General features: G+C 71.4%; 18 protein-coding genes and 2 riboswitches. Of the genes, 6 read left to right on the top strand and 12 right to left on the bottom strand.

The window, feature by feature from the left end; genetic code table 11:
- Positions 1 to 107 precede the first annotated feature (107 nt).
- The 3 genes from aceA (at position 108) to ABIC47_RS18575 (ending at position 4,148) form a co-directional block, all read left to right on the top strand.
- A complete protein-coding gene (gene aceA, locus ABIC47_RS18565; RefSeq protein WP_354482912.1) occupies positions 108 to 1,424 on the top strand; it encodes an isocitrate lyase in 1,317 nt (438 codons plus the stop codon).
- Positions 1,425 to 1,540: 116 nt separating this feature from the next.
- Complete coding sequence (aceB, locus tag ABIC47_RS18570) at positions 1,541 to 3,184, top strand: malate synthase A (RefSeq protein WP_354482914.1); 1,644 nt, start codon at positions 1,541 to 1,543, stop codon at positions 3,182 to 3,184.
- 136 nt (positions 3,185 to 3,320) lie between these two features.
- Positions 3,321 to 4,148 carry a LysM peptidoglycan-binding domain-containing protein gene (locus ABIC47_RS18575; protein ID WP_354482917.1) on the top strand — a complete coding sequence of 276 codons (828 nt, stop codon included), beginning with the start codon at positions 3,321 to 3,323 and terminating at the stop codon, positions 4,146 to 4,148.
- Between the two features lie 117 nt (positions 4,149 to 4,265).
- On the opposite strand, the gene ABIC47_RS18580 is transcribed toward ABIC47_RS18575, so the two are convergent.
- The 11 genes from ABIC47_RS18580 to ABIC47_RS18630 all read right to left on the bottom strand — a co-directional run bounded on the left by ABIC47_RS18580 (position 4,266) and on the right by ABIC47_RS18630 (position 15,404).
- The gene (locus ABIC47_RS18580) at positions 4,266 to 4,661 is read right to left on the bottom strand and encodes a DUF488 domain-containing protein (protein ID WP_354482919.1); all 396 of its coding nucleotides are present in this window, start codon (positions 4,659 to 4,661) and stop codon (positions 4,266 to 4,268) included.
- A gap of 23 nt (positions 4,662 to 4,684) precedes the next feature.
- Positions 4,685 to 5,614, bottom strand: coding sequence for a PfkB family carbohydrate kinase (locus ABIC47_RS18585; RefSeq protein ID WP_354482922.1), 930 nt, complete (start codon positions 5,612 to 5,614; stop codon positions 4,685 to 4,687).
- Positions 5,607 to 6,641, bottom strand: coding sequence for an ADP-ribosylglycohydrolase family protein (locus ABIC47_RS18590; protein WP_354482925.1), 1,035 nt, complete (start codon positions 6,639 to 6,641; stop codon positions 5,607 to 5,609). Before ABIC47_RS18590 ends, ABIC47_RS18585 begins: the two co-directional genes overlap by 8 nt.
- Complete coding sequence (locus tag ABIC47_RS18595; protein ID WP_018191507.1) at positions 6,638 to 7,207, bottom strand: carboxymuconolactone decarboxylase family protein; 570 nt, start codon at positions 7,205 to 7,207, stop codon at positions 6,638 to 6,640. The genes ABIC47_RS18590 and ABIC47_RS18595 overlap by 4 nt, the downstream gene beginning before the upstream one ends.
- 153 nt (positions 7,208 to 7,360) lie before the next feature.
- Positions 7,361 to 8,848, bottom strand: a complete 1,488-nt coding sequence (locus ABIC47_RS18600) for an MDR family MFS transporter (protein ID WP_354483058.1) — start codon at positions 8,846 to 8,848, stop codon at positions 7,361 to 7,363.
- A 118-nt stretch (positions 8,849 to 8,966) separates the two neighbouring features.
- Complete coding sequence (locus ABIC47_RS18605; RefSeq protein ID WP_354482928.1) at positions 8,967 to 9,656, bottom strand: hypothetical protein; 690 nt, start codon at positions 9,654 to 9,656, stop codon at positions 8,967 to 8,969.
- A gap of 140 nt (positions 9,657 to 9,796) precedes the next feature.
- The gene (locus tag ABIC47_RS18610) at positions 9,797 to 10,939 is read right to left on the bottom strand and encodes a cysteine desulfurase family protein (protein ID WP_354482931.1); all 1,143 of its coding nucleotides are present in this window, start codon (positions 10,937 to 10,939) and stop codon (positions 9,797 to 9,799) included.
- Entirely contained in the window at positions 10,936 to 11,790 is an 855-nt protein-coding gene (gene nadC / locus ABIC47_RS18615) for a carboxylating nicotinate-nucleotide diphosphorylase (RefSeq protein WP_354482934.1), read from the bottom strand. The genes ABIC47_RS18610 and nadC overlap by 4 nt, the downstream gene beginning before the upstream one ends.
- The gene (gene nadB / locus ABIC47_RS18620) at positions 11,784 to 13,382 is read right to left on the bottom strand and encodes an L-aspartate oxidase (protein WP_354482936.1); all 1,599 of its coding nucleotides are present in this window, start codon (positions 13,380 to 13,382) and stop codon (positions 11,784 to 11,786) included. Before nadB ends, nadC begins: the two co-directional genes overlap by 7 nt.
- A gap of 1 nt (position 13,383) precedes the next feature.
- On the bottom strand, positions 13,384 to 14,679 hold the full coding sequence (gene nadA, locus ABIC47_RS18625; RefSeq protein WP_354482939.1) for a quinolinate synthase NadA: 1,296 nt from the start codon (positions 14,677 to 14,679) through the stop codon (positions 13,384 to 13,386).
- A complete protein-coding gene (locus tag ABIC47_RS18630; RefSeq protein WP_354482942.1) occupies positions 14,676 to 15,404 on the bottom strand; it encodes an NUDIX hydrolase in 729 nt (242 codons plus the stop codon). Before ABIC47_RS18630 ends, nadA begins: the two co-directional genes overlap by 4 nt.
- A 214-nt stretch (positions 15,405 to 15,618) precedes the next feature.
- Positions 15,619 to 15,707, top strand: a riboswitch (glycine riboswitch).
- Position 15,708: 1 nt separating this feature from the next.
- Positions 15,709 to 15,814: riboswitch (glycine riboswitch) on the top strand.
- 63 nt (positions 15,815 to 15,877) lie between these two features.
- Between ABIC47_RS18630 and gcvT the strand changes: the two genes are divergently transcribed.
- Genes gcvT through gcvP form a run of 3 tightly spaced genes read left to right on the top strand, consistent with a single transcriptional unit; the run spans position 15,878 to position 20,374 of the window.
- A complete protein-coding gene (gene gcvT, locus ABIC47_RS18635) occupies positions 15,878 to 17,065 on the top strand; it encodes a glycine cleavage system aminomethyltransferase GcvT (RefSeq protein WP_018191499.1) in 1,188 nt (395 codons plus the stop codon).
- A gap of 2 nt (positions 17,066 to 17,067) precedes the next feature.
- Positions 17,068 to 17,442, top strand: coding sequence for a glycine cleavage system protein GcvH (gene gcvH / locus ABIC47_RS18640; protein WP_018191498.1), 375 nt, complete (start codon positions 17,068 to 17,070; stop codon positions 17,440 to 17,442).
- 16 nt (positions 17,443 to 17,458) lie between these two features.
- Entirely contained in the window at positions 17,459 to 20,374 is a 2,916-nt protein-coding gene (gene gcvP / locus ABIC47_RS18645) for an aminomethyl-transferring glycine dehydrogenase (RefSeq protein ID WP_354482946.1), read from the top strand.
- Between the two features lie 106 nt (positions 20,375 to 20,480).
- Here the strand turns inward: gcvP and ABIC47_RS18650 are convergent, their stop codons facing one another.
- Positions 20,481 to 21,275, bottom strand: coding sequence for a CPBP family intramembrane glutamic endopeptidase (locus ABIC47_RS18650; protein WP_018191496.1), 795 nt, complete (start codon positions 21,273 to 21,275; stop codon positions 20,481 to 20,483).
- Between the last annotated feature and the right edge of the window lie 202 nt (positions 21,276 to 21,477).

The raw sequence follows: 21,477 nt of genomic DNA on the forward strand, positions 1-21,477 counted from the left end.
TTCTGGCAAACAGAAGAACCGGCGGATTTCTGTCCGCGGATCCGGGTCCGGCGGGCTGCGGCGGGCAAAGGATCGAGTCATCCGATCCGACCGATGGAGGTCCCGACATGGAAAACCGGACGACAGAGCCCCGCCCCGGAGACACGACCCAGACCGCCGCCGAGCTGCAGCTCGAGTGGGATGCGGATCCCCGTTGGTCGGGCATCCGCCGCGACTACACCGCCGACGACGTCGTCAGCCTGCGAGGCCCGGTCCGCGAGGAGCAGACCCTCGCCCGCCGTGGCGCTGACCGGCTCTGGGAGCTGATCCAGCGTGACAGCACCGCCGACGCCCCGCGCTGGGTCGCCGCCCTCGGAGCCCTCACCGGCAACCAGGCCGTTCAGCAGGTCCGCGCCGGGCTCGAAGCGATCTACCTCTCGGGCTGGCAGGTCGCCGCCGACGCGAACCTCGCCGGCCAGACGTATCCCGACCAGAGCCTGTATCCGGCGAACTCCGTGCCGGCCGTCGTCCGCCGCATCAACAACGCCCTGCTGAGGGCCGGCCAGGTCGAGGGCGTCGACGGGCCGGTCGGCGACTGGATGGCGCCCATCGTCGCCGACGCCGAGGCCGGCTTCGGCGGCCCGCTCAACGCGTACGAGCTCATGCACGCGATGATCCAGGCGGGCGCCGCCGGCGTCCACTGGGAGGACCAGCTGGCCAGCGAGAAGAAGTGCGGCCACATGGGAGGCAAGGTGCTCGTCCCCACCGGCCAGCACATCCGCACCCTCAATGCCGCGCGGCTGGCAGCCGACGTAGCCGGGGTGCCCACCATCGTCATCGCGCGCACCGACGCCCTCGCCGCGACGCTGCTCACCAGCGACCACGACGAGCGCGACGCCCGCTTCGTGATCGGGACGCGCACCGCCGAGGGGTTCTACGAGGTCGAGAACGGCATCGAGCCGGTCATCGCCCGCGGGCTGGCGTACGCGCCGTACGCCGACCTGCTCTGGGTGGAGTCGGCCGAGCCCGACCTGGAGCTCGCGCGCCGCTTCGCCGAGGCGGTCCACGCCGAGCACCCGGACAAGCGGCTCGCGTACAACTGCTCGCCGTCGTTCAACTGGCGTCGGCACCTCGACGACGAGACGATCGCGCGGTTCCAGCGGGAGCTCGCCGCGATGGGATACGCCTTCCAGTTCATCACGCTGGCCGGCTTCCACGCCCTCAACCACTCCATGTTCACGCTCGCCCGGGACTACGGACAGCGCCACATGAGCGCCTACGTCGACCTGCAGGAGGCGGAATTCGCCTCGGAGAGCGACGGCTACACCGCCACCCGCCACCAGCGGGAGGTCGGCACCGGCTACTTCGACCGGGTTGCGACCGCGCTCAACCCCGACAGCGCGACGCTCGCCCTCACCGGCTCCACCGAGGAGCACCAGTTCTGACCCCTGTGCCCCAGCCATCCGTTCCTGAGTTTTTCGGCCGACACGCCGTCGCAGAGCGGAAAAACTCAGGAGCTGCGGGCGGCGCGAGAAACCACGACGACAGAAAGAAGAAAGACATGATCGAGATCTGCGGGACGCGCGACGACGCGACCGACACCATCCTGACACCGGAGGCCATCGCCTTCGTCGACCACCTGCACCAGGCGTTCGCCGCCCGGCGGCAGGAGCTGCTGGCCGAGCGCCAGCAGCACCGAGCGGAGGCCGGCAACGGCCGTGACCCGCGCTTCCTGAGCGCCACCGCCGCCATCCGCGACGACCGCTCGTGGCGCGTGGCCGGGGCCGGACCCGGGCTCGAGGACCGCCGCGTCGAGATCACCGGCCCGACCGACCCGAAGATGGCGATCAACGCCCTCAATTCGGGCGCCCGCGTCTGGCTCGCCGACCTGGAGGACGCCACCAGCCCCACCTGGGCGAACATCGTGGGCGGCCAGCGGACGCTGCGCGAGGCGGTCCGCGGACGCCTCGCCTTCACCAGTCCAGAGGGCAAGGAGTACCGGGTCACCACGCCGTTCGAGCACACGCCGACGATCGTGATGCGACCGCGCGGGTGGCACTTGGTCGAGAAGCACCTCGCCTTCACCGACCGGGCCGGACGCACGGCGCCGGCCAGCGCATCCCTCACCGATTTCGGCCTGTACTTCTGGCACAACGCCGAGCAACTGGTCGCGAACGGCCGCGGACCGTACTTCTACCTGCCGAAGCTGGAGTCGCACCTCGAAGCGCGGCTCTGGAACGACATCTTCGTGTTCGCCCAGCAGCGCATCAGGATGCCGGTCGGCACCATCCGCGCCACCGTGCTGATCGAGACGATCCCGGCCGCGTTCGAAATGGAGGAGATCCTCTACGAGCTGCGCGACCACTGCGCGGGCCTCAACGCCGGCCGCTGGGACTACATCTTCTCGATGATCAAGACGTTCCAGGGTCGCGGACGCCGCTTCGCGTTCGGCGACCGCGATCGCATCACGATGACGGTGCCGTTCATGCGGGCGTACACCGAGCTGCTGGTCGCGACGTGCCACCGTCGCGGCGCGCACGCGATCGGCGGGATGAGCGCCTTCATTCCCAACCGGCGGGATGCGGAGGCGACCGAGCGGGCGCTGGCCCGGGTCGCGGACGACAAGCGGCGCGAGGCCGGCGACGGCTTCGACGGCACCTGGGTGGCTCATCCCGACCTCATCCCGACCGCGCTCGCCGAGTTCGACGCTGTGCTCGGAGAGCGGCCGAACCAGGTCGAACGCCAGCGGGACGACGTGGACGTCAGCGCGGACGACCTGCTCGACGTGCGCGGCGCGGACGCCACGGTGACGGATGCGGGGGTGCGGTCGAACGTCTCCGTCGCGCTCCGCTACATCGAGGCGTGGCTGCGCGGGACGGGCGCGGTCGCCATCGACGGCCTGATGGAGGATGCGGCGACGGCCGAGATCTCGCGGTCGCTGCTGCGGCAGTGGATCGACAACCGGATCGTCACGGCGGAGGGGACGGCCGTCGACCGGGAAGCCGTGACGCGCATCCTGAACGCGGAGCTCGAGCGTCTGAGCGCGGAGGCCGGCGCGGACGCACGGTTCGCGGATGCTGCGGAGCTCCTTCGCGAGGTGGCGCTGGGGGAGGAGTTCCCGACGTTCCTGACCATCCCCGCGTACGCGCGGTACCTGGTCGACACCGCCGAGCCGGCCTCGCAGCAGCTCCCGCTCGCGGGCTAGCCCTCCTCGATCCGTCGTCCCCCGCCGTCGAGTCCGCGAACTTTGCACACTTCCGCCGCGTGCCGTGTGCAAAGTTTGCGGACTCGACGGTGGGCGGCGTGCGCGGGAGGCGGGATCGCGTTGGTAGGGTCGCACCATGGTGGAGCGGGGGATGGGTCGCGTCGCCGCGGCCGTGGTCGCAGCATGCGTCGTGGGGCTGATGTCAGGATGCGCGCTGGTCGCTCCTCCGGCTCGTTCGAGTGGGACGCCGCGGGCCACGGCGAAAGCGTCCGAGCCCATCGCGCAGCAGATCCCGAACCTGCTCGTCGCCGGCGAGACGATCGGCTCAGGCCGGCTGAGCGTCATCGACCATGAACCGATCGGTGATCCGGTGGCCGAGCATCCCGTGACCGGGGTCGTTCGCATCGTCGTCCGTCCCGATCGGGGGATCGAGGTGCGCATCCGACCCGACGACCCGGCCCGCGCGAGCCTCGCCGGGATCGACCTGATGCTGACCGGGAAACGGTACGACGGCCTGCCGGAGAATATTCAGGACGAGGCCTACTTCCCGGTGACCTCCGGCGCTCAGAGCGTCGATCCGGATGGCGAACTCGTTCTCCCCGTGCTGCTCGACCAGGCGTCCCTCGGCGACCCGTCGTTCCTGCACTCGATCGAGGAGTCGCCTGACGGGGACGGGCGGGTGATGGCCGCCGCGTCGATCACCTGGACGCTCCCCTCCGCCTACCCGGGCCTGAAGCCCGTGGATCACGGCGTGGTCAGCTACGCGCACGGGCGGACGGTCGTCGAGAGCGGGACGCTTGCCTACTACATCCCCAACCCCTACGACACGCTCTACCAGGTGTCGCGCCGCTTCGGCCTGACCGAGGCCCAGCTGGTGTGGCTCAATCCCGAGCTCCTCATGGACTCGCCGGATCCTGAACTGACGAGCGGGATCGGCGTCAATCTGGACCCCGCCCGCCGCTGACCGTCGCCCGCGCTGACCGACGCCCTGCGCCGGACCACCGCCCGCCGTCGAGTCCGCGAACTTTGCACACTTCAGCCGCGTGTCGTGTGCAAAGTTTGCGGACTCGACGGCGGGGGGTCAGGGGTGGTGCTCTAGGTACTGCCGGAGCACGTTTGCGTGGTTGAGTTCGGGGTCGCGAGCGCCGACGAGCAGGGTCACGGTGGGGTGGGTCCGGCCCAGGCCGCGGAGCACATCCACGGCAGGGTTCGTGTCCAGTTCGCTCTCGTACCGGCGACGGAACTCGTCGAACACCTCGGCTTCGCCCGACGGGTCCTGATGGAACCAGCGTCGCAGCTCGGTCGATGGCGCGACCTCCTTGAGCCATTCGTCGATGTCGGCACGGTCCTTGCTGACGCCGCGCGGCCACAGCCGGTCGACGAGCACGCGGTAGCCGTCGTCGGGTGCGGGCGCGTCGTAGATGCGTTTCACCGTGAACACGGGAGGCCTCCTTCGGTCGGCGGTCGGTTCGTTCATCCTTCCGAGTGTGCCTCGTGCGGTCAGCCCGAGGCCAGCAGGGCGTCGGTCTCTGCGGCGGTCGGCGCGGTCGCCGGCCCGCGCCGCGTCACGGCGATCGCCGCGGCCGCGTTCGCCCGCCGCGCGGCGTCGATCGGTGCGGCGCCGCGGGCCAGGGCCGCGGCGAGCACCCCGCCGAACGCGTCGCCCGCTCCCGTCGTGTCCACCGCGTCGACCGGGAAGGCCGGCAGGTGCGCAGGAGCCGGCTCGTCAGTGGCGACCCAGCAGCCCGAGGAGCCGTCGCGGACGACCGCGACCCCACCCTCGCGCAGGCTGCCGCGCAGCGACCCGGCAGCGGGCGCGGGATGGGCGTGGGCGCGAAGGATGCGCGCCTCGCGTGCGTTGGCGCTGAGTACGTCGGTGCGGCGCAGCACTGTCTCCAGGAGCTCCGGGTCGAGCGAGCCGACGAGCGGAGACGGGTCGAAGACGACGCGCGTCTCCGGACCGATAGCGCCCAGCCAGCCGGCGACCGCCGGGCCGGATCCGGGATGCGCGAGGCTGTAGCCGGAGACGTAGACGACATCCGACGCACGGGGCTGCACCGCATCCAGGTCGGCTCGGCTCAGCATCCCCTCGGCGCCGGGCGCGGTGACGAACGTGCGCTCGGCCGCGCTGTCGAGGAGGACGACGCTGTAGCCGTTGTCGACGCCGTCGAGCGGCGGGTTCGCGACCGAGATGCCTTCGCTCCAGAGCGCCTCGGCGACGACCTCGCCGAACGGGCCGGTGCCGGAGCGGCCGGCGAACACGACGTCCGCGCCGTCGCGGGCCGCTGCGGCCATGACGTTGAAGCCGCCGCCGGCGGACATGCCCGCCGAGGAGGCGAGGACGTCGCCGCCGCGCTCGGGCAGCGCATCCACGGTGAGGAGAAGGTCGACGACGACCGTCCCGGTGAAGATGAGTCGTCCGTCAGCCATGTCGTCTCCTCAGCTCCAGCAGTCCGTCGACCAGGGGTTCCAGGTCGAGGGCGTTGACGCGGCGGACCGTCTCGAGCGCGGTGCGTGGCCAGGCGGCCGCTCCGGTGGCGCCGAGCACGGCTCCCGTCATGGCCGCGATCGTGTCGGTGTCGCCGCCGAGCGCGGCGGCGCGGCAGAGCGTGTCCCAGGCGGCGTCCGGGTCGGGATGCGCGGGCTCGGACCCGGCGACGGTCACCGCGACGAGCGCGAGCGCGGCCACCACGGACTCCTGTGCGGCGACCGAGGTGCCGATGACCTCGGAGAGGGCGTCGTCCTGCTCCCGCGGCGCCAGACCGAGGAGGTAGGGGATGGCCCACTCAAGCCGGGCGGCGATGTCGCCGCCCGCGACCCAATGACCGCGCCGTGCTCCTTCGCGGGCTGCCGCGACCGCCACATCCAGCGCCTCCGGGGTGTCCGCTCCGTCGACGCCGGCGCTCACAGCGGCTCCGACGGCGGCGGCGCTCGCGATGCCGATGCCCGTGTTGTGGGTGAGCGCGCTCACGGACACCACGGCGTCGACGAACCCGCTGAGCGGTTCGACCGGCACGGCGATGCCGACCGGGGTGATCCGCATCGCCGCGCCGTTCGTGGCCCCGAACCGGCCGGCCTCTTCGGGCGGCATGCCGTCCTGCAGGCGCTGGAGGGCCGCGCGGGTGCTCGGACCGAGCAGGTCGAGGGAGCCGCGGGACTCCATGGTCCGCTCCCAGGCGAGCAGCTCGGCGGCGAAGACGCTCGAACGGACGGTTCCACGCCCGTCGATGAGGAGGCGCGCGAGCAGAACGGCCTGCTCGGTGTCGTCGGTGATCGAGCCGGCGGGCATCCCGGCGGCGATCTGCTGGTGCGGGCCGGCCGCGACGAGACCGCGGAGGGTGCCGTGGTCGGCGAAGATGCGTTCGCGCGACATCGACTGGGTGGGCATGCCGAGGGCGTCGCCGAGCGCCAGGCCCTGGAGCGCGCTCAGGGCCCGGGCGCGGGTGGTGTCCCTCACAGCGGCGCCAGGAGCGCCCCGCGCAGTCGCTCGCTCAGGTCGGGCGGGACCTCGACGGCGACGCCGAGGGCCTGGATGGCGCGGCTGAAGTAGTTGCGCACTGCGGCGGCCAACGTGATGTCGACGATCTCGCGGTCCGTGAAGCCGAGGTCGCGCAGGCGGCCGGCATCGTCGGGAGTCATGGCGGAGGAGTCCGTGCTGAGCCGCTCGGCGTACTCCATCATGGCGACGTCCGCCTCGCTCAGTCCGGCGTCGTGGTAGTCGCGGGCGATGCGCTCGAGCTCGGCTTCATCCATGATCGTCAGGGTCTTGCGACCGTGAGCGAGACGGCAGTGCTGCGAGCGGAGCGCCTGGGCGGCCGCGAGAGTGACCAGCTCGTACCGGCGCTTACCGAGGGTCGGCACGATCGTGCGGACGAGATCCTCGAACGCGCGGAACGCCTCGGGGTTCGTGCTCAGTACGCGGGTGTACTCGGGGACGTATCCGAGGTCGTCGATGTCTTCGGCATACAGTTCGGCGACGGCTCCGGTCGCTTCGGACGGCTCCGGGCTCTCGATGATGGACACGGTGGTCTCCTCCCATACGGACCGCCTCATTCTCACGCGCTCGCCCGCCGAGCACCACTGCCCTGCGCATCCATCCCCGTCGAGTCCGCGCACATTGCACACGCCGCGCGGGGCGAGCGTGCAAAGATTGCGGACTCGACGGTGGGGATCGGGTCAGTGGGCGAAGGCGACGTCCTCGGAGGGGGAGTCGGCGGGCTTCCGGAGGAAGAAGGAGCCTGCGACCGCGAACAGGGAGATGATCGCGCCCGCGACGAACGCCGCCCGGATGCCTCCCGCCTGCGCGGCGTCCACTCCCGCGCCGCCCGCGGCCAGGGCTGTGCCCTGCAGCGTCAGGACCGCGATGAGCAGGGCCGTGCCCGCCGCTCCGCCGACCTGCTGGATGGTGCCCAGGATGGCGCTGCCGTGCGAGTACAGGTGCGGCGGCACCGCACCGAGACCGGCCGTGAACAGCGGCGTGAACATCATCGCGAGGCCGAGGCTCATGGTGACGTGCGCGGCGATGACGAGTCCGACCGGCGTGTGCTCCGTCACCATCGTGAGCGACCACAACACGAGGCTGACCAGGATCGAGCCGGGAACGACGAGCACGCGCGGGTCGAAGCGGTCGTACAGGCGGCCGACGAACGGCGCCGCGAGCCCCATGATCAGCCCGCCCGGGAGCAGGATGAGCCCGGTCGCCAGCGTGTCGAGGTGCAGCACGTGCTGCAGGTACAGCGGCAGAACGATGATCACGCCGAACATCGACGCGGTCGTGATGGCCATCAGCACGATCGAGATGGTGAAGATCGGGAACTTGAACGTCCGCAGGTCGAGCAGGGCCCGATCCTTGCGCTGCAGGAGCAGCTGGCGCGTGATGAACGCCGCCAGACCGAGCACTCCGACGATCAGCGACCCCCACAGCATGACCGGGCTCGCGGACGAGCCGCCGGACTCGCCGGAGAGCGTGAGCCCGTAGACCAGTCCTCCGAACCCCAGTGCCGAGAGGATGACCGACAGCACGTCGATCTTCACCTTCTGGGTCTCCGTCACGTTCTCGACGAACTTCATGCCGATGAGCAGCATCACGAGCGCGATCGGCAGCACGATCAGGAAGATCCAGCGCCAGGGCAGGAAGTTCAGGATGAGGCCCGAGATCGTCGGCCCGATGGCCGGCGCGACCGAGATGACGATCGACACGTTGCCCATCGTGCGCCCGCGCATCGCAGGCGGCACCAGGGTCATCAGGGTCGTCATCAGCAGCGGGATCATGATCGCGGTGCCCGATGCCTGGATCACGCGCGCCGCGACCAGCACCAGGAACCCGGGAGCCAGGGCCGCCGACAGGGTGCCGAGCGAGAACAGCGACATCGCCGCGATGAACATCTGACGCGTCGTGTACCGCTGCAGCAGGATGCCCGTGATCGGGATCACCACGGCCATCGTCAGCATGAACGCTGTCGAGAGCCACTGCGCAGCGAGGGCGTCGACGTGGAGGTCGTCCATCAGCTTCGGGATGGCGACGGTCATGATCGTCTCGTTGAGGATCACGACGAACGTGGCCGCGAGCAGCAGCCAGATCACGCGCTGGTCGCGCGGGGCGATATGCGGCGCGGCGGCGGGCGCGGCCGGCTGCCCGATGGCGCCGGCATCGACCGAAGGCACTGGTGAGGTCTTCTCAGTCACCGGTACAACTTATCGGGGACCACCGACGCTGGGAGTGTCCGTGACCTGGACTGTGGATGAGTTCGCTCACCGCAGAACTGGGGAATAAAACGCCCGCTCAGCGCCCCAGGCCGGCCCGGTCCACCCGGCGGTGGTACCGCATCCCCGCGACGCCTCCCAGGATGGCGCCGGCGAGGCTCACCACCGCGACCACGACGGCCGTGATGATGCCGGTGAGCGTCACGGATCCTTCGCCCAGCGGGATGCGCGGGAAGCTGTTCAGGCTGCCGAGGATGTTGTACTGGCTGCCGAAGATGAGGGTCAGTACGGCGACGACCACGGCGATGATCACCGCCCACAGCCACACCGCGATGCCCTGCTTGACGCCGTCGAAGCGCGCCATCCGCCCGGCGACGTATCCGCCGCAGAAATAGGCGACGAGCAGGATGACGACGAGCGCGATCGCGCCGACGAGCCCGACCGTCGACGCATTGGCGTTGGCCTGGTCGATCGCGCGGTCGGCGCTCCCCGCGGTGCCGAGGCCGACCGCTGCGCCGGCCGCTGCGACCAGCGCGGTCAGCAGCACAGCCGTGCCCGTCGCGGTGAGCCAGCCGAAGAAGGCCGATCCGAACTTCATCCCGCCGAACTCGCTGCGTTCGCGGGCGACCACGTCCTCACGGAGGGTGTGCGTCCCGTCCCCGTACGTCCCATCCGGGTGGATGCCGTCGACGGGAGCCGTCGGCGGCGCAGCGGTGGCAGGTGCCTCAGCGGCCGCCCGGTCTTCGGGCGGCAACGGTCGATCGGTCATGGCGTGCCTCTTCCGGTTCGCCCGCGCATGGCGGGTGGTCGTCGGTCGATGAGCACGGTAGGCCGACCCTCAAGCGTTCCATAGGCGCTTGATTTCCGCCCCGAGCGGGAGGATCATCCCGCGCTCCCGCGGACCAGCCCCTACCCGCCGAGCCCCGCCACGGCCCGCACCGCCTCGCCCACGGCGGGCGCCACCGCGGCGAGCTGCTCGGCCGTCACCTCCGGCCCCCACGAGAACCGCACCGCCGTGCGGGCGACGTCCTCCGGGTACCCGAGCGCGAGGAGCACGTGCGACGCGTCCTCGCTGCCGGCGGCGCACGCCGAGCCGCTGGACGACACGACACCGCGCCGTTCCAGCTCCAGCAGCACCGCCTCCCCGTTGATCCCGGGGAACACGAACGACGCCGTCCCGGGCAGCCGCGACGTGGGATGCCCGGTCAGGGATGCGCCTGGCGCCTCAGCGAGCACGGCGGCGACGAACGCGTCCCGCGCTGCGGCAACGGCCGTCGCCCGCTCCTCGAGCCCGGCGACGCTGAGCCGCGCAGCCGTCGCCAGGGCCACCGCGCCGGCGACGTTCTCCGTTCCCGACCGGCGGCCGCGCTCCTGACCTCCGCCATGGATGACCGGCTCCAGTGGGATGCGCCCTCTCACGTACAGCGCACCGACGCCCTTCGGCGCTCCGAGCTTGTGGCCGGAGACGCTCAGCGCATCCACCCCCAGCGCCCGCACGTCGAGCGGCAGCCAACCGGCCGCCTGTACTGCATCCGTGTGAAAGGGGATGCCGTGCTCGTGCGCGATAGCGGCAAGCTCGGCGATGGGCTGCACCGTACCGACCTCGTTGTTGGCGAGCATCACGCTCGCCAGCGTCGTGTCGGGCCGTACGGCGGCGGCGAACGCTTCGGCCGTGACCAGGCCGTCCGGTCCGACCGGCACGAAGGTCACCTCGAAGCCGTGCAGCCGCACCAGGTAGTCCACCGACTCGAGCACCGCCTCGTGCTCGATCGGCGTCGTCACGATGTGGCGTCCGCGCGGGTTCGCCAGCGCAATGCCTTTCACGGCCAGGTTGTCGGCTTCCGTCCCGCCCGAGGTGAATGTCACCTCCGACGCGCGGCAGCCCAGCCAGTCCGCGACCGCCGAGCGGGCGTCGGCGAGCCCGCGGGCGGCCGATTCGCCGACGGCGTGGTGGCTCGACGGGTTGCCGAAGTCGCCCGTCAGGTACGGCCACATCGCCTCCAACACCTCCCGGCGGACCGGGGAGGTGGCGGCCGCGTCGAGGTAGATCACTCCACCACCACGTCCAGTCCGAGGTCGAGCGACCGGACGCTGTGGGTGAGCGCACCGGACGAGATCACGTCGACGCCGGTCTCCGCGATCGCGCGGACGGTCGCGAGGCTGACGTTGCCGCTGGCCTCGACGATGGCCCGACCGCCGACCAGGGCGACGCCTTCGCGCAGTTCGTCGAGGGTGAAGTTGTCGAGCATGATCGTGTCCACCCCGGCCGCGAGCACCGGCTCGATCTGGTCGATGCGGTCGACCTCGACCTCCAGGTGCGTGGTGTGCGACAGCTGTTCGCGCACCCGCAGCAGCGCATCCGTGACCGACAGGCCGGTCTGGGCGGTGAGGACGGCGAGGTGGTTGTCCTTCGCCATCACCGCGTCCGAGAGGGAGTAGCGGTGGTTGTGGCCGCCGCCGGCGCGGACGGCGTGCCGCTCGAACGCGCGCAAGCCCGGGGTGGTCTTGCGGGTGTCGACGATGCGGGCGGAGGTGCCGGCGACCTCGGCGACGAACGCGGCCGTGAGGGTGGCGATGCCGCTCATGCGCTGGACGAAGTTGAGGGCGACGCGCTCGGCCTGGAGCACCGAGCGGGCCGGTCCCTCGACCGTCGCGAGCGCATCCCCGGCCGCGAACGTCGCGCCGTCGGCGACGTGCACGGTCACGGCGATCGCCGGATCGGTCAGCGTCATCGCGGCCGCGAAGACCTCGCCGCTCGCGAAGGTGCCCGGCTCGCGGGCCACCAGGCGCGCGGTCGCGCGAGCCGTCTCGGGGATGAGCAGCTGACTGGTCACGTCGCCCCAGGGGGCGTCCTCGACGAGGGCGGCCTGGACGGCGGTGTGGATGAGCTGGCGGGTCAGCATGCTGCGGGAACCTCGAGACGGGTCGGCTGGGGGAGCAGGACGGTGTGGGCGGGCTCGCCGGAGCCGGCGAGCGGGAAGTCGGAGCGGAAGTGCGCCCCGCGCGACTCTTCGCGGGCGAGCGCCGCGGCGACGACGAGACGGGCGAGGGTGAGGAGGTTCGCATCCTCTCCGGACCTCGCCCCGGCCTCGGCGTCAGGCATCGCGGTGGCCGCGAGCTCGTCGGCAGCCGCGGCGAGGCGTGCCCCGTCGCGGTGCACGCCGGCGGCCTCCCACATCAGCGCGCGCAACCGGTCGCGGTCGAAGGTGCGGAGAACGGGATGCGGCGAGCCGGCCGCGACAGATCGTGCGGCGTCCGCCTCCACCCGCACCGCGCGTTGCGTCCACGCGGGAGGCTCGGCCCACGGAGCATCGATCGCCCCGGCCGCCCGGTGGGCGAACACCAGACCTTCGAGCAGGGAGTTGGAGGCGAGTCGGTTGCCGCCGTGCGCCCCGGTGCAGGCGACCTCGCCGACGGCGAACAGGCCGGGGACGCTCGTGCGCCCCTCGGTGTCCGTCGCGACGCCGCCCATCGCGTAGTGCGCGGCCGGGGTGACGGGGAGGGGACGGCGGGCCCAGTCATGGCCGGCGGCGCGCGAGGCGGCGTCGATCGTCGGGAACCGCCGGGCGAGGAACGCCGCGCCGAGCGCCGTCGCGTCGAGCAGCACGGGGCGACCGCCCTGCGCGGCCATCTCGACCGCGATGCCGCGGGCGACGACGTCGCGGGGCGCGAGCTCGGCGTCGGGGTGGGCATCGAGCATGAAGCGCTCGCCGGCGGCGTTCCGCAGGACCGCGCCTTCGCCGCGCACGGCCTCGGAGACGAGGAACGCGCCTGCGCCCGCGTCGCCCGCCGCGCCATCGCCCGCGTACAGCGCGGTGGGATGGAACTGCGTGAACTCCAGATCGGCGAGCATCGCCCCGGCGCGCCAGGCCGCCGCCACTCCGTCGCCCGTCGCGACCGACGGGTTGGTGGTGTGCGCGTACAGCTGGCCCCAGCCTCCAGTGGCCAGCACCACCGCGTCGGCGTCGATGGTGAGTGCCTCGCCGTCGACCCTCAGCGACACCCCGGCGGCCCGGCCGTCCTCGACGATGACGTCGCGGAGGAACGCGCCCCCGACGACCGGGATGCGCGCCGCCGTCACCGCGGCGACCAGCGCCCGCTCCAGCTCGGCGCCGGTCGCATCCCCACCGGCGTGCAGCACGCGGGCGGAGGAGTGGGCGGCCTCGAGGCCGCGGGCGAGCGCGTCGCCGTCGCGGTCGAACGCCGCGCCGCGGGCGATCAGCTCGCGGACGCGGTCGGGGCCGTCGGAGCAGAGCGCCTCCACCGCTTCGCGGACGTTGAGCCCGGCCCCCGCGCGGAGGGTGTCGGCGACGTGCGCCTCCACCGAATCGTCGGGGAAGAGCGCCGCCGCGATGCCGCCCTGGGCGTACGGCGTGCTTCCGGAGGCGACGGACGACGACTTGGTCACGACCGTGACGTCATGGCCGAGCGTGTGCGCTCGCAGCGCCGCGGTCAGCCCCGCGATGCCGCTCCCGACCACGACCACGCGGCTCATGTCAGGCCGCCATCGTGGTGTCGGGCCGCGCCGCCAGCATCCGCTCGAGCGCCACCCGGGCGGGCTCCGCGACGGACGCCGGAACGGTCACCTGGTTGAGCACCTCGCCGCGGACGAGCCCCTCCAGCACCCAGGCGAGATACCCGGGGTGGATGCGGTACATCGTCGAGCAGGGGCACACCACCGCGTCGAGGCAGAAGATCGTGTGCTGCGGGAACTGCGCCGCCAGCCGCTGCACCAGGTTGATCTCGGTGCCGATCGCGAAAGTGGAGCCTGCGGGCGCCGCCTGGATCGCCTTGACGATGTAGTCGGTGGAGCCGTACTCGTCGGCCGCATCCACCACATCCATCGGGCACTCGGGGTGCACGATCGCGCGGACGCCGGGGAACTCGGCGCGCGCGTGCTCGATCTGGCCGACCGTGAAGCGTTTGTGCACCGAGCAGAAGCCGTGCCACAGGATGACCTGGGCGTCCTGCAGCGTCTCGGCGTCCGTCCCGCCCCACGCCTTGCGCGGGTTCCACAGCGGCATCCGCTCGACCGGGATGCCCATGGCCTTCGCCGTGTTGCGGCCCAGGTGCTGGTCGGGGAAGAACAGCACGCGCTGCCCCCGCTCGAACGCCCACTCCAGCACGGTCGCCGCGTTCGACGAGGTGCAGACGATGCCGCCGTGCTCGCCGCAGAAGGCCTTCAGGGCGGCGGACGAGTTCATGTAGGTGACCGGGATGACGGGGACGCGGCCGTCGGCGTCCGGCTCGGTGCCGTACAGCTCCTCCAGCTGCTCCCAGCACTCCTCGACCGAGTCGAGGTCGGCCATGTCGGCCATCGAGCAGCCGGCGGCGAGGTTGGGGAGGATGACCTTCTGCTCGGGACGCGACACGATGTCGGCCGTCTCGGCCATGAAGTGGACGCCGCAGAACACGATCGCCTCCGCCTCCGGCCGGGCCTTGGCCGCGTTGGCGAGCTGGAAGGAGTCGCCCACGAAGTCGGCGTACTGGACGACCTCGTCGCGCTGATAGAAGTGGCCCATCACCGCGACGCGGTCGCCGAGGGTCTCCTTGGCGGCGCGGATGCGGTCGCCGAGCTCCTGGGCCGTGGCGGTGCGGTACTCCTCCGGCAGCTCGCCCTGCCGAGGCGCGTTCGCCGGGATGGGGTCGCCGAGCGACGCGCCGGGCCCGTAGGAGGGCGTCGCGCTGTCGAACGTCCACGGCGCCTCCACCAGGTCGGGGGTGCAGGTGTCGCCGTCGAGCTGCCCCGACGCGATGAGCCGGATGGTGGTGTCGACCGAAGCGATGGTCATGCGTTTCTTCCTTCGAACGGATGCTGCTGGCGGGGGAGCGGCCCCGCGTCGGCGAGGTCGATCTGGTCGTTGTAGCGGTACAGCCGCGGCGGACGGTGCGGCGTGCCGGTGAGGTACTCGTCGGTGGCGACGACGGCCCCCGAGGACTCGATCGTGCGGCGGAAGTTGGCCGGGTCGAGGGCGCGGCCGAGCACGGCCTCGTGCACCCCGCGCAGCTGGGCCAGCGTGAAGCGCTCGCCGAGGAAGGCGTGGGCGATGCGGGAGTACTCCATCTTCGTGCGGAGGCGCCAGAGGGCGTACTCGACGATCACGTTGTGGTCGAAGGCGAGCACGGGCAGGTCGTCCGCGGGGAACCAGCGAACGTTCTCGCCGACGCTGGCACGCTCGGCCTCCTCGCTGCGGACGAGCGCCCAGTAGACGACGGAGACGACGCGCTCGGCGCCGGGGGAGCGGTCGGCGTCGCCGAAGGCGTACAGCTGCTCCAGGTAGCTGGGCGTCAGGCCGGTGATGTCGTTGAGCGTGCGGGCAGCGGCGTAGGGGAGGTCCTCGCCGACCCGCAGCGGTCCGCCCGGCAGGGCCCAGCGTCCCTCGAAGGGTTCGCGGATGCGGCGCACGAGCGGCAGCCACACCTGCGGGACGCCGTCGGTCTCGTCGTCGGTGCGCAGCGCGAAGATGACCGTCGACACGGCGAGGATCGCACTCGCGCGTTCGTGCCGTGCCGTCATGGCCGCTCCCGTCACCTAAAGGTCAACATGACTCTAACGTGCTGATCATCTTAGTGTCATCTCGACCAGAACACCAAACGCCTCCCTACTCGCTGAGATTTGCGCCAAATCTCTGTTATGACGGGCGCATTACCGAGATATGGCGCAAATCTTCGCGTGCGCACGGGACGGCGGGAGCGGATATGCTGGCCGGACAACCGAATACCGGGCCAACGAGGTCGATGCGGGAGAGTCGCGCGAGCGCGACACCGAAGGAGCAATCCTCCCCGACAATCTCTCAGGTACGCGTACCGCATCGGACTGGCCACTCTGAAAAGCAGGATGGCGCCCGCCGTCCTCGCCCACGGTGAAAGCCGCGCATCCCCCCGGGGAGGCGAGGTGAAACTCTCAGGCCGGATGACAGAGGGGGAGTTCTTCCCGGGAGCGGCGACGCCCCCGCAGCCCCCGGCCGACGGCCGGCGATCGGAGAACTCATGACCTCGCAGAGCACGCCAGACGGTACGAACGCCGAGCGCACCTCCCCGCTCCACGACGCCCATACGGCGGCAGGCGCCTCCTTCACCGACTTCGCCGGCTGGCAGATGCCGGTCCGGTACTCCTCCGATCTCGCCGAGCACCACGCCGTGCGCACCGCAGCCGGCCTGTTCGACCTGTCGCACATGGGCGAGATCGTGCTCCTCGGCCCGGAGGCCGGCGAAGCGCTCGACTATGCGCTCGCCGGCAAGCTCTCCGCCCTCAACGTCGACCAGGCGAAGTACAGCCTCCTGCTCTCCCGCTCCGGCGGCATCGTCGACGACCTCGTCGTGTACCGCACCGGCGACGACCGCTACATGGTGGTCGCGAACGCGTCGAACCGGGATGCGGTGGCCGCCGAGCTGCGCGACCGCACCGCGCCGTTCGACGTCGAGGTCTTCGACGAGTCCGACGACATCGCCCTGATCGCCGTGCAGGGTCCGGCCGCCCTCTCCATCCTGCTCGCGACGCCGGGCCTGTCGGCCGACGCCGGGGCTCTCGGCGGCTCCGACTTCGGGGAGCGTCTCTCGGCCCTCAAGTACTACTGGTCGCTCCCGGCCGAGTTCGAGACGCATCCCGTGCTCATCGCCCGCACCGGTTACACCGGCGAGGACGGCTTCGAGCTCTACCTCGCGCCCGACAACGCGCGCGCCCTGTGGGATGCCCTGCTCGAGGCCGGAGCCGAGCAGGGCCTCGTCCCCGCCGGCCTCGCCAGCCGAGACACCCTGCGCCTTGAGGCCGGGATGCCGCTGTACGGTCACGAGCTCGGCCTCGACACCATGCCGGCGCAGGCGGGACTCGGCCGGGTCGTCAACCTCGCGAAGGACACCGACTTCGTCGGCCGCGCCGCCAGCGAGGAGGGGCCGGACCCGGAGGCCCGTGTGCTCGTCGGCCTCGCCGGGGAGGGCAAGCGCGCCGCCCGCGCCGGCTACCCGGTCTTCGCGCACGACGACACGACCGGCGAGGACGCCGAGGTCGGCGTCGTCACCTCCGGCGCGCTCTCCCCGACGTTGGGCATGCCCATCGCGATGGCCTACGTCGCCCCCCGCTTCGCCCGCGAGAACACCGTGCTCCACGTGGATGTGCGAGGCACCCGCCTCCCGTTCACCGTCACCGCCCTCCCCTTCTACAGCAGAAAGAAGCGCTAGCCATGGCCGCAGAACGAGACCTGAAGTACACGCCCGAGCACGAGTGGCTCCTGGTCGATGGCGACGTCGCGACCGTCGGCATCACGGCCTACGCCGCCGAGAAGCTCGGTGACGTCGTGTTCGTGGAGCTGCCCGAGGAGGGCAGCGACGTCACCGCCGGCCGCGTGGTCGGCGAGATCGAGTCGACCAAGTCGGTCGGCGAGCTGTTCGCCCCGGTGAACGGCACCGTCGCCGAGGCCAACAGTGCCGTGGTCGACGCCCCCGAACTCGTCAACTCCGACCCGTTCGGCGAGGGCTGGCTGGTGAAGGTCCGCTTCACCGAGCTGCCCGACAACCTCCTGAGCTACGACGAGTACGCCGCCCTGACCGGCGAGTAAGGTTCCCCCACCTCACATGACCGACATCTTCCCAGCGCGTCACATCGGCACCGACGGCGACGCGCAGAGCACCATGCTGTCCGCGATCGGCGCGGCCGCCTCCCGCGAGTGGGCCTCCGTGGAGGACCTCGTCCTCGCGGCCGTCCCCGACTCCATCCGCGTGGACGCCGGGCGCGAGTCCGTGCTTCCGGCTCCGCTGAGCGAGCGCGCCGCCCTCCGCGAGCTGCGCGCGCTGGCCGCCCGCAACACCGTCAACCGCAGCCTGATCGGCCTCGGCTACTACGGCACGATCACGCCCGCGGTGATCAAGCGGAACGTGCTCGAGAACCCGGGCTGGTACACCGCGTACACGCCGTACCAGCCGGAGATCTCGCAGGGCCGGCTGGAGGCGCTGATCAACTTCCAGACCATGGTCTCCGACCTCACGGGCCTCGACACGGCGAACGCCTCGATGCTCGACGAGGGGACCGCAGTGGTCGAGGGGATGCTGCTGGCGCGCCGCGCATCCAAGGCGAAGTCGCCGCGTTTCGTCGTCGACGTCGACACGTTCCCGCAGACGCTGGCGCTGCTGCGCAACCGGGCGGACGCGGTCGGCATCGAGCTGGTCGTGCTCGACCTGGCGAGCCTCCCGGCGGATGCCCCGGAGCTGAGCGACGCCTTCGGCCTGTTCGTGCAGTACCCGGGCGCCTCCGGGCGGGTGTGGGATCCGAGCGCCGTCATCCGCACGGCGAAGGAGGCGGGGGCCGTCATCGTCGCCGCCGCCGATCTGCTCGCCCTCACTCAGCTGCGCGCCCCCGGCGAGCTCGGAGCGGATGTCGCCGTCGGCACCAGCCAGCGCTTCGGCGTCCCGATGGGGTTCGGCGGCCCGCACGCCGGCTACATGGCGGTCCGCAAGGGCCTCGAGCGGCAGCTCCCCGGCCGTCTGGTCGGGGTGTCGCAGGATGCGGTCGGGAAGCCCGCCTACCGGCTCACGCTGCAGACCCGCGAGCAGCACATCCGCCGCGAGAAGGCGACCTCCAACATCTGCACCGCGCAGGTGCTCCTCGCCGTCATGGCGGCGATGTACGCCGTCTACCACGGCCCCGCCGGGCTGCGCGCGATCGGTCGCCAGGTGCACCTGACGACGGCCGCCGTCGCCCAGGCGCTCCGCGCATCCGGTGTCGAGGTCGTGTCGCGCTCGTTCTTCGACACGCTGCAGGTCGAGGTGGACGACGCGGCCACCGTCGTCGCCCGCGCGCACGACCGCGGATTGCTGCTGCATGCGACCGACGCCGGTCTCGTCTCGCTGAGCATCGACGAGGAGTCGGCGGAGGACCTCCGCGACGGCGACTTCCCGCTCGGCGACCTCATCGAGGTGCTCGGCGGCACGGTCGACGGCGTCCCGGCGCTCACGCTCTCCGGCGAGGCGTCCTATGACCCGGTGCTCGCGCGCGAGTCCGAATACCTCAGCCACCCGGTGTTCAACACGCACCACTCCGAGACCGCGATGATGCGCTACCTGCGCCTGCTGCAGGACCGCGACTACGCCCTCGACCGCGGCATGATCCCGCTCGGCTCGTGCACCATGAAGCTCAACGCGGCGACCGAGATGGAGGCCGTGACCTGGCCGGAGTTCGCTGCGCTGCATCCCTTCGCCCCGGCCGCCGACGTGGCCGGCTCGCTGGAGCTCATCGACCAGCTGGAGGAGTGGCTCGCCGACGTCACGGGGTACGACACCGTCTCGCTGCAGCCGAACGCCGGCAGCCAGGGCGAGCTCGCCGGACTGCTCGCGATCCGCGGATACCACCGGTCGCGCGGCGACCTGCAGCGCACCGTGTGCCTCATCCCGCAGTCGGCGCACGGCACGAACGCGGCCTCCGCGGTGCTCGCCGGCATGAGCGTCGTCGTCGTGGCGACGGACGAGCTCGGCAACGTCGACCTCGACGACCTGCGCGCCAAGATCGCGGAGCACGCCGACACTCTCGCCGCTCTGATGATCACCTACCCGTCGACGCACGGCGTGTACGAGCACGAGGTGGTAGCGATCACCCAGGCTGTGCACGACGCCGGCGGCCAGGTGTACGTGGACGGCGCGAACCTCAACGCCCTGCTCGGCTACGCCCGGTTCGGCGACTTCGGCGGCGACGTCAGCCACCTCAACCTGCACAAGACGTTCTGCATCCCGCACGGCGGCGGCGGCCCGGGTGTCGGCCCGGTCGCAGCCAAGGCGCACCTCGCGCCGTTCCTCCCCGGCCACCCGCTCGCGCAGGACGCGACGCACCCGATCGCGGGCGGCGGCCGCGTCGAGCACGGCGGAGCGCCGGTCTCGGCGGCCCCGTACGGCAGCCCGAGCATCCTGCCCATCAGCTGGGCGTACGTCCGGATGATGGGCGCAGAGGGGCTGAAGGATGCGACGGGAGCGGCCGTGCTGTCGGCGAACTACGTCGCTGCACGGCTGCGGGAGCACTTCCCGGTGCTCTACGCGGGGGAGGACGGCCTCGTCGCGCACGAGTGCATCCTCGACCTGCGTCCGCTGACCGAGCGCACCGGGGTCACGGTCGACGACGTCGCCAAGCGGCTCATCGACTACGGCTTCCACGCGCCGACGATGTCGTTCCCGGTCGCCGGCACCCTGATGGTGGAGCCGACCGAGAGCGAGGACCTCGCCGAGCTCGACCGCTTCGTGGCCGCGATGATCGCGATCCGCGAGGAGGCCGACGCCGTCGCGGCGGGGGACTGGCCGTCCGACGACAACCCTCTGCGGAACGCTCCGCACACCGCGGAGTCGGCGGTCTCGTCCGATTGGACGCACCCGTACTCGCGGGAGCAGGCGGTCTACCCCGTCCCCGCCCTCGTCCGCGCGAAGTACTGGCCCCCCGTCCGCCGCATCGACCAGGCCTACGGCGACCGCAACCTCTTCTGCGCCTGCCCGCCGCCCGAGGCCTTCGCCTGACCCACCCCTAACCGCCTCCGCCCTTCACCCCCACCGTCGAGTCCGCGAACTTTGCACGCTTCGCCCCGCGATTCCGTGCAAAGTTTGCGGACTCGACGGGGGGGGGTCAGGCGAAGATGTGGGGGAAGAGGGCGACGGCGAGGGGGTAGCCGACGAACGAGACGATGTCGATGATCGTATGGGCGACGACGAGCGGCATCACGCGGCCCCAGCGGGTGTAGCACCAGCCGAAGACGATGCCCATGATCGCGTTGCCGACGAACGGGCCGAAGCCCTGGTACAGGTGGTAGCTGCCGCGCAGCACCGCGGCGCCCAGGATGATCGACCACGTTCCCCAGCCCAGCTGGCGCAGGCGCGTGAAGAGGTAGCCGACGATGATGACCTCCTCCTGGAGCGCGGCACGAAGCGCGGCGAGGATGAGCACCGGCACCGTCCACCAGTGCGCGTCGAGCGTCGACGCCTCCACCGTGACCGTGATCCCGAGCAGCCGGGTGAGGGCGTAGAAGAGGATGCCGGGGATGCCGATCACGAGGAACAGCAGCGCCCCGCCGCCGAGGTCGCGGGCGGGACGCGTGAGGTCGAAGCCGATGCGACGGAAGCCGCTGCGCTGCGGCTGCCAGAGCAGGTAGATCACCAGGGCGACGGCGAACAGCGGGAACAGATTGCCGAGCACCTGGTACAGGAAGTCGAAGACCTCCCGGCTCGACTGGGCGGGGTTCACCTCCGCCTTCTGGTCCGCCAGGGGCGTACTCTGAGTCGCACGGTCGATGATGGTGACGATGGAGTAGATCGCCGACTGGCCGAGCGACAGGCCGAGCACGATCGCGACCTCCCACCAGAGGCGGGGGCGCGCGGCGCGCTCCACGGGGGTCTCTCCGGCCCAGGTCAGCGCGTCAGCCATACCGGCATCCTGCCAGCCCGGACCGCAAACCATTCAATCGTTGCATTGCACGATCAAATCCACCGTTTTTGTGCGCATCGTGCACGAATCCTCCGACTGAGTTACCACTCTGTAACGTTTTCCCGCGCTGTTTTGCAATCACTGGCAGCGATACCTAGGGTCATTCTTATCCCGCGCGGACCAGGCTTCTCGCATGCCCGTT

It is taken from the genome of Leifsonia sp. 563 (assembly GCF_040545055.1).
GTDB lineage: Bacteria > Actinomycetota > Actinomycetes > Actinomycetales > Microbacteriaceae > Leifsonia.

Excerpts from the sequence above, each read along its gene's own strand:
- ABIC47_RS18575 (WP_354482917.1), top strand. The coding sequence starts at position 3,321 with ATGGTGGAGCGGGGGATGGGTCGCGTCGCCGCGGCCGTGGTCGCAGCA.
- nadB (WP_354482936.1), bottom strand. The coding sequence starts at position 13,382 with ATGAGCCGCGTGGTCGTGGTCGGGAGCGGCATCGCGGGGCTGACCGCG.
- aceB (WP_354482914.1), top strand. The coding sequence starts at position 1,541 with ATGATCGAGATCTGCGGGACGCGCGACGACGCGACCGACACCATCCTG.
- nadA (WP_354482939.1), bottom strand. The coding sequence starts at position 14,679 with ATGACCATCGCTTCGGTCGACACCACCATCCGGCTCATCGCGTCGGGG.
- ABIC47_RS18580 (WP_354482919.1), bottom strand. The coding sequence starts at position 4,661 with ATGAACGAACCGACCGCCGACCGAAGGAGGCCTCCCGTGTTCACGGTG.
- ABIC47_RS18585 (WP_354482922.1), bottom strand. The coding sequence starts at position 5,614 with ATGGCTGACGGACGACTCATCTTCACCGGGACGGTCGTCGTCGACCTT.
- gcvT (WP_018191499.1), top strand. The coding sequence starts at position 15,878 with ATGACCTCGCAGAGCACGCCAGACGGTACGAACGCCGAGCGCACCTCC.
- nadC (WP_354482934.1), bottom strand. The coding sequence starts at position 11,790 with ATGCTGACCCGCCAGCTCATCCACACCGCCGTCCAGGCCGCCCTCGTC.
- ABIC47_RS18630 (WP_354482942.1), bottom strand. The coding sequence starts at position 15,404 with ATGACGGCACGGCACGAACGCGCGAGTGCGATCCTCGCCGTGTCGACG.
- ABIC47_RS18650 (WP_018191496.1), bottom strand. The coding sequence starts at position 21,275 with ATGGCTGACGCGCTGACCTGGGCCGGAGAGACCCCCGTGGAGCGCGCC.
- aceA (WP_354482912.1), top strand. The coding sequence starts at position 108 with ATGGAAAACCGGACGACAGAGCCCCGCCCCGGAGACACGACCCAGACC.
- gcvP (WP_354482946.1), top strand. The coding sequence starts at position 17,459 with ATGACCGACATCTTCCCAGCGCGTCACATCGGCACCGACGGCGACGCG.
- gcvH (WP_018191498.1), top strand. The coding sequence starts at position 17,068 with ATGGCCGCAGAACGAGACCTGAAGTACACGCCCGAGCACGAGTGGCTC.
- ABIC47_RS18605 (WP_354482928.1), bottom strand. The coding sequence starts at position 9,656 with ATGACCGATCGACCGTTGCCGCCCGAAGACCGGGCGGCCGCTGAGGCA.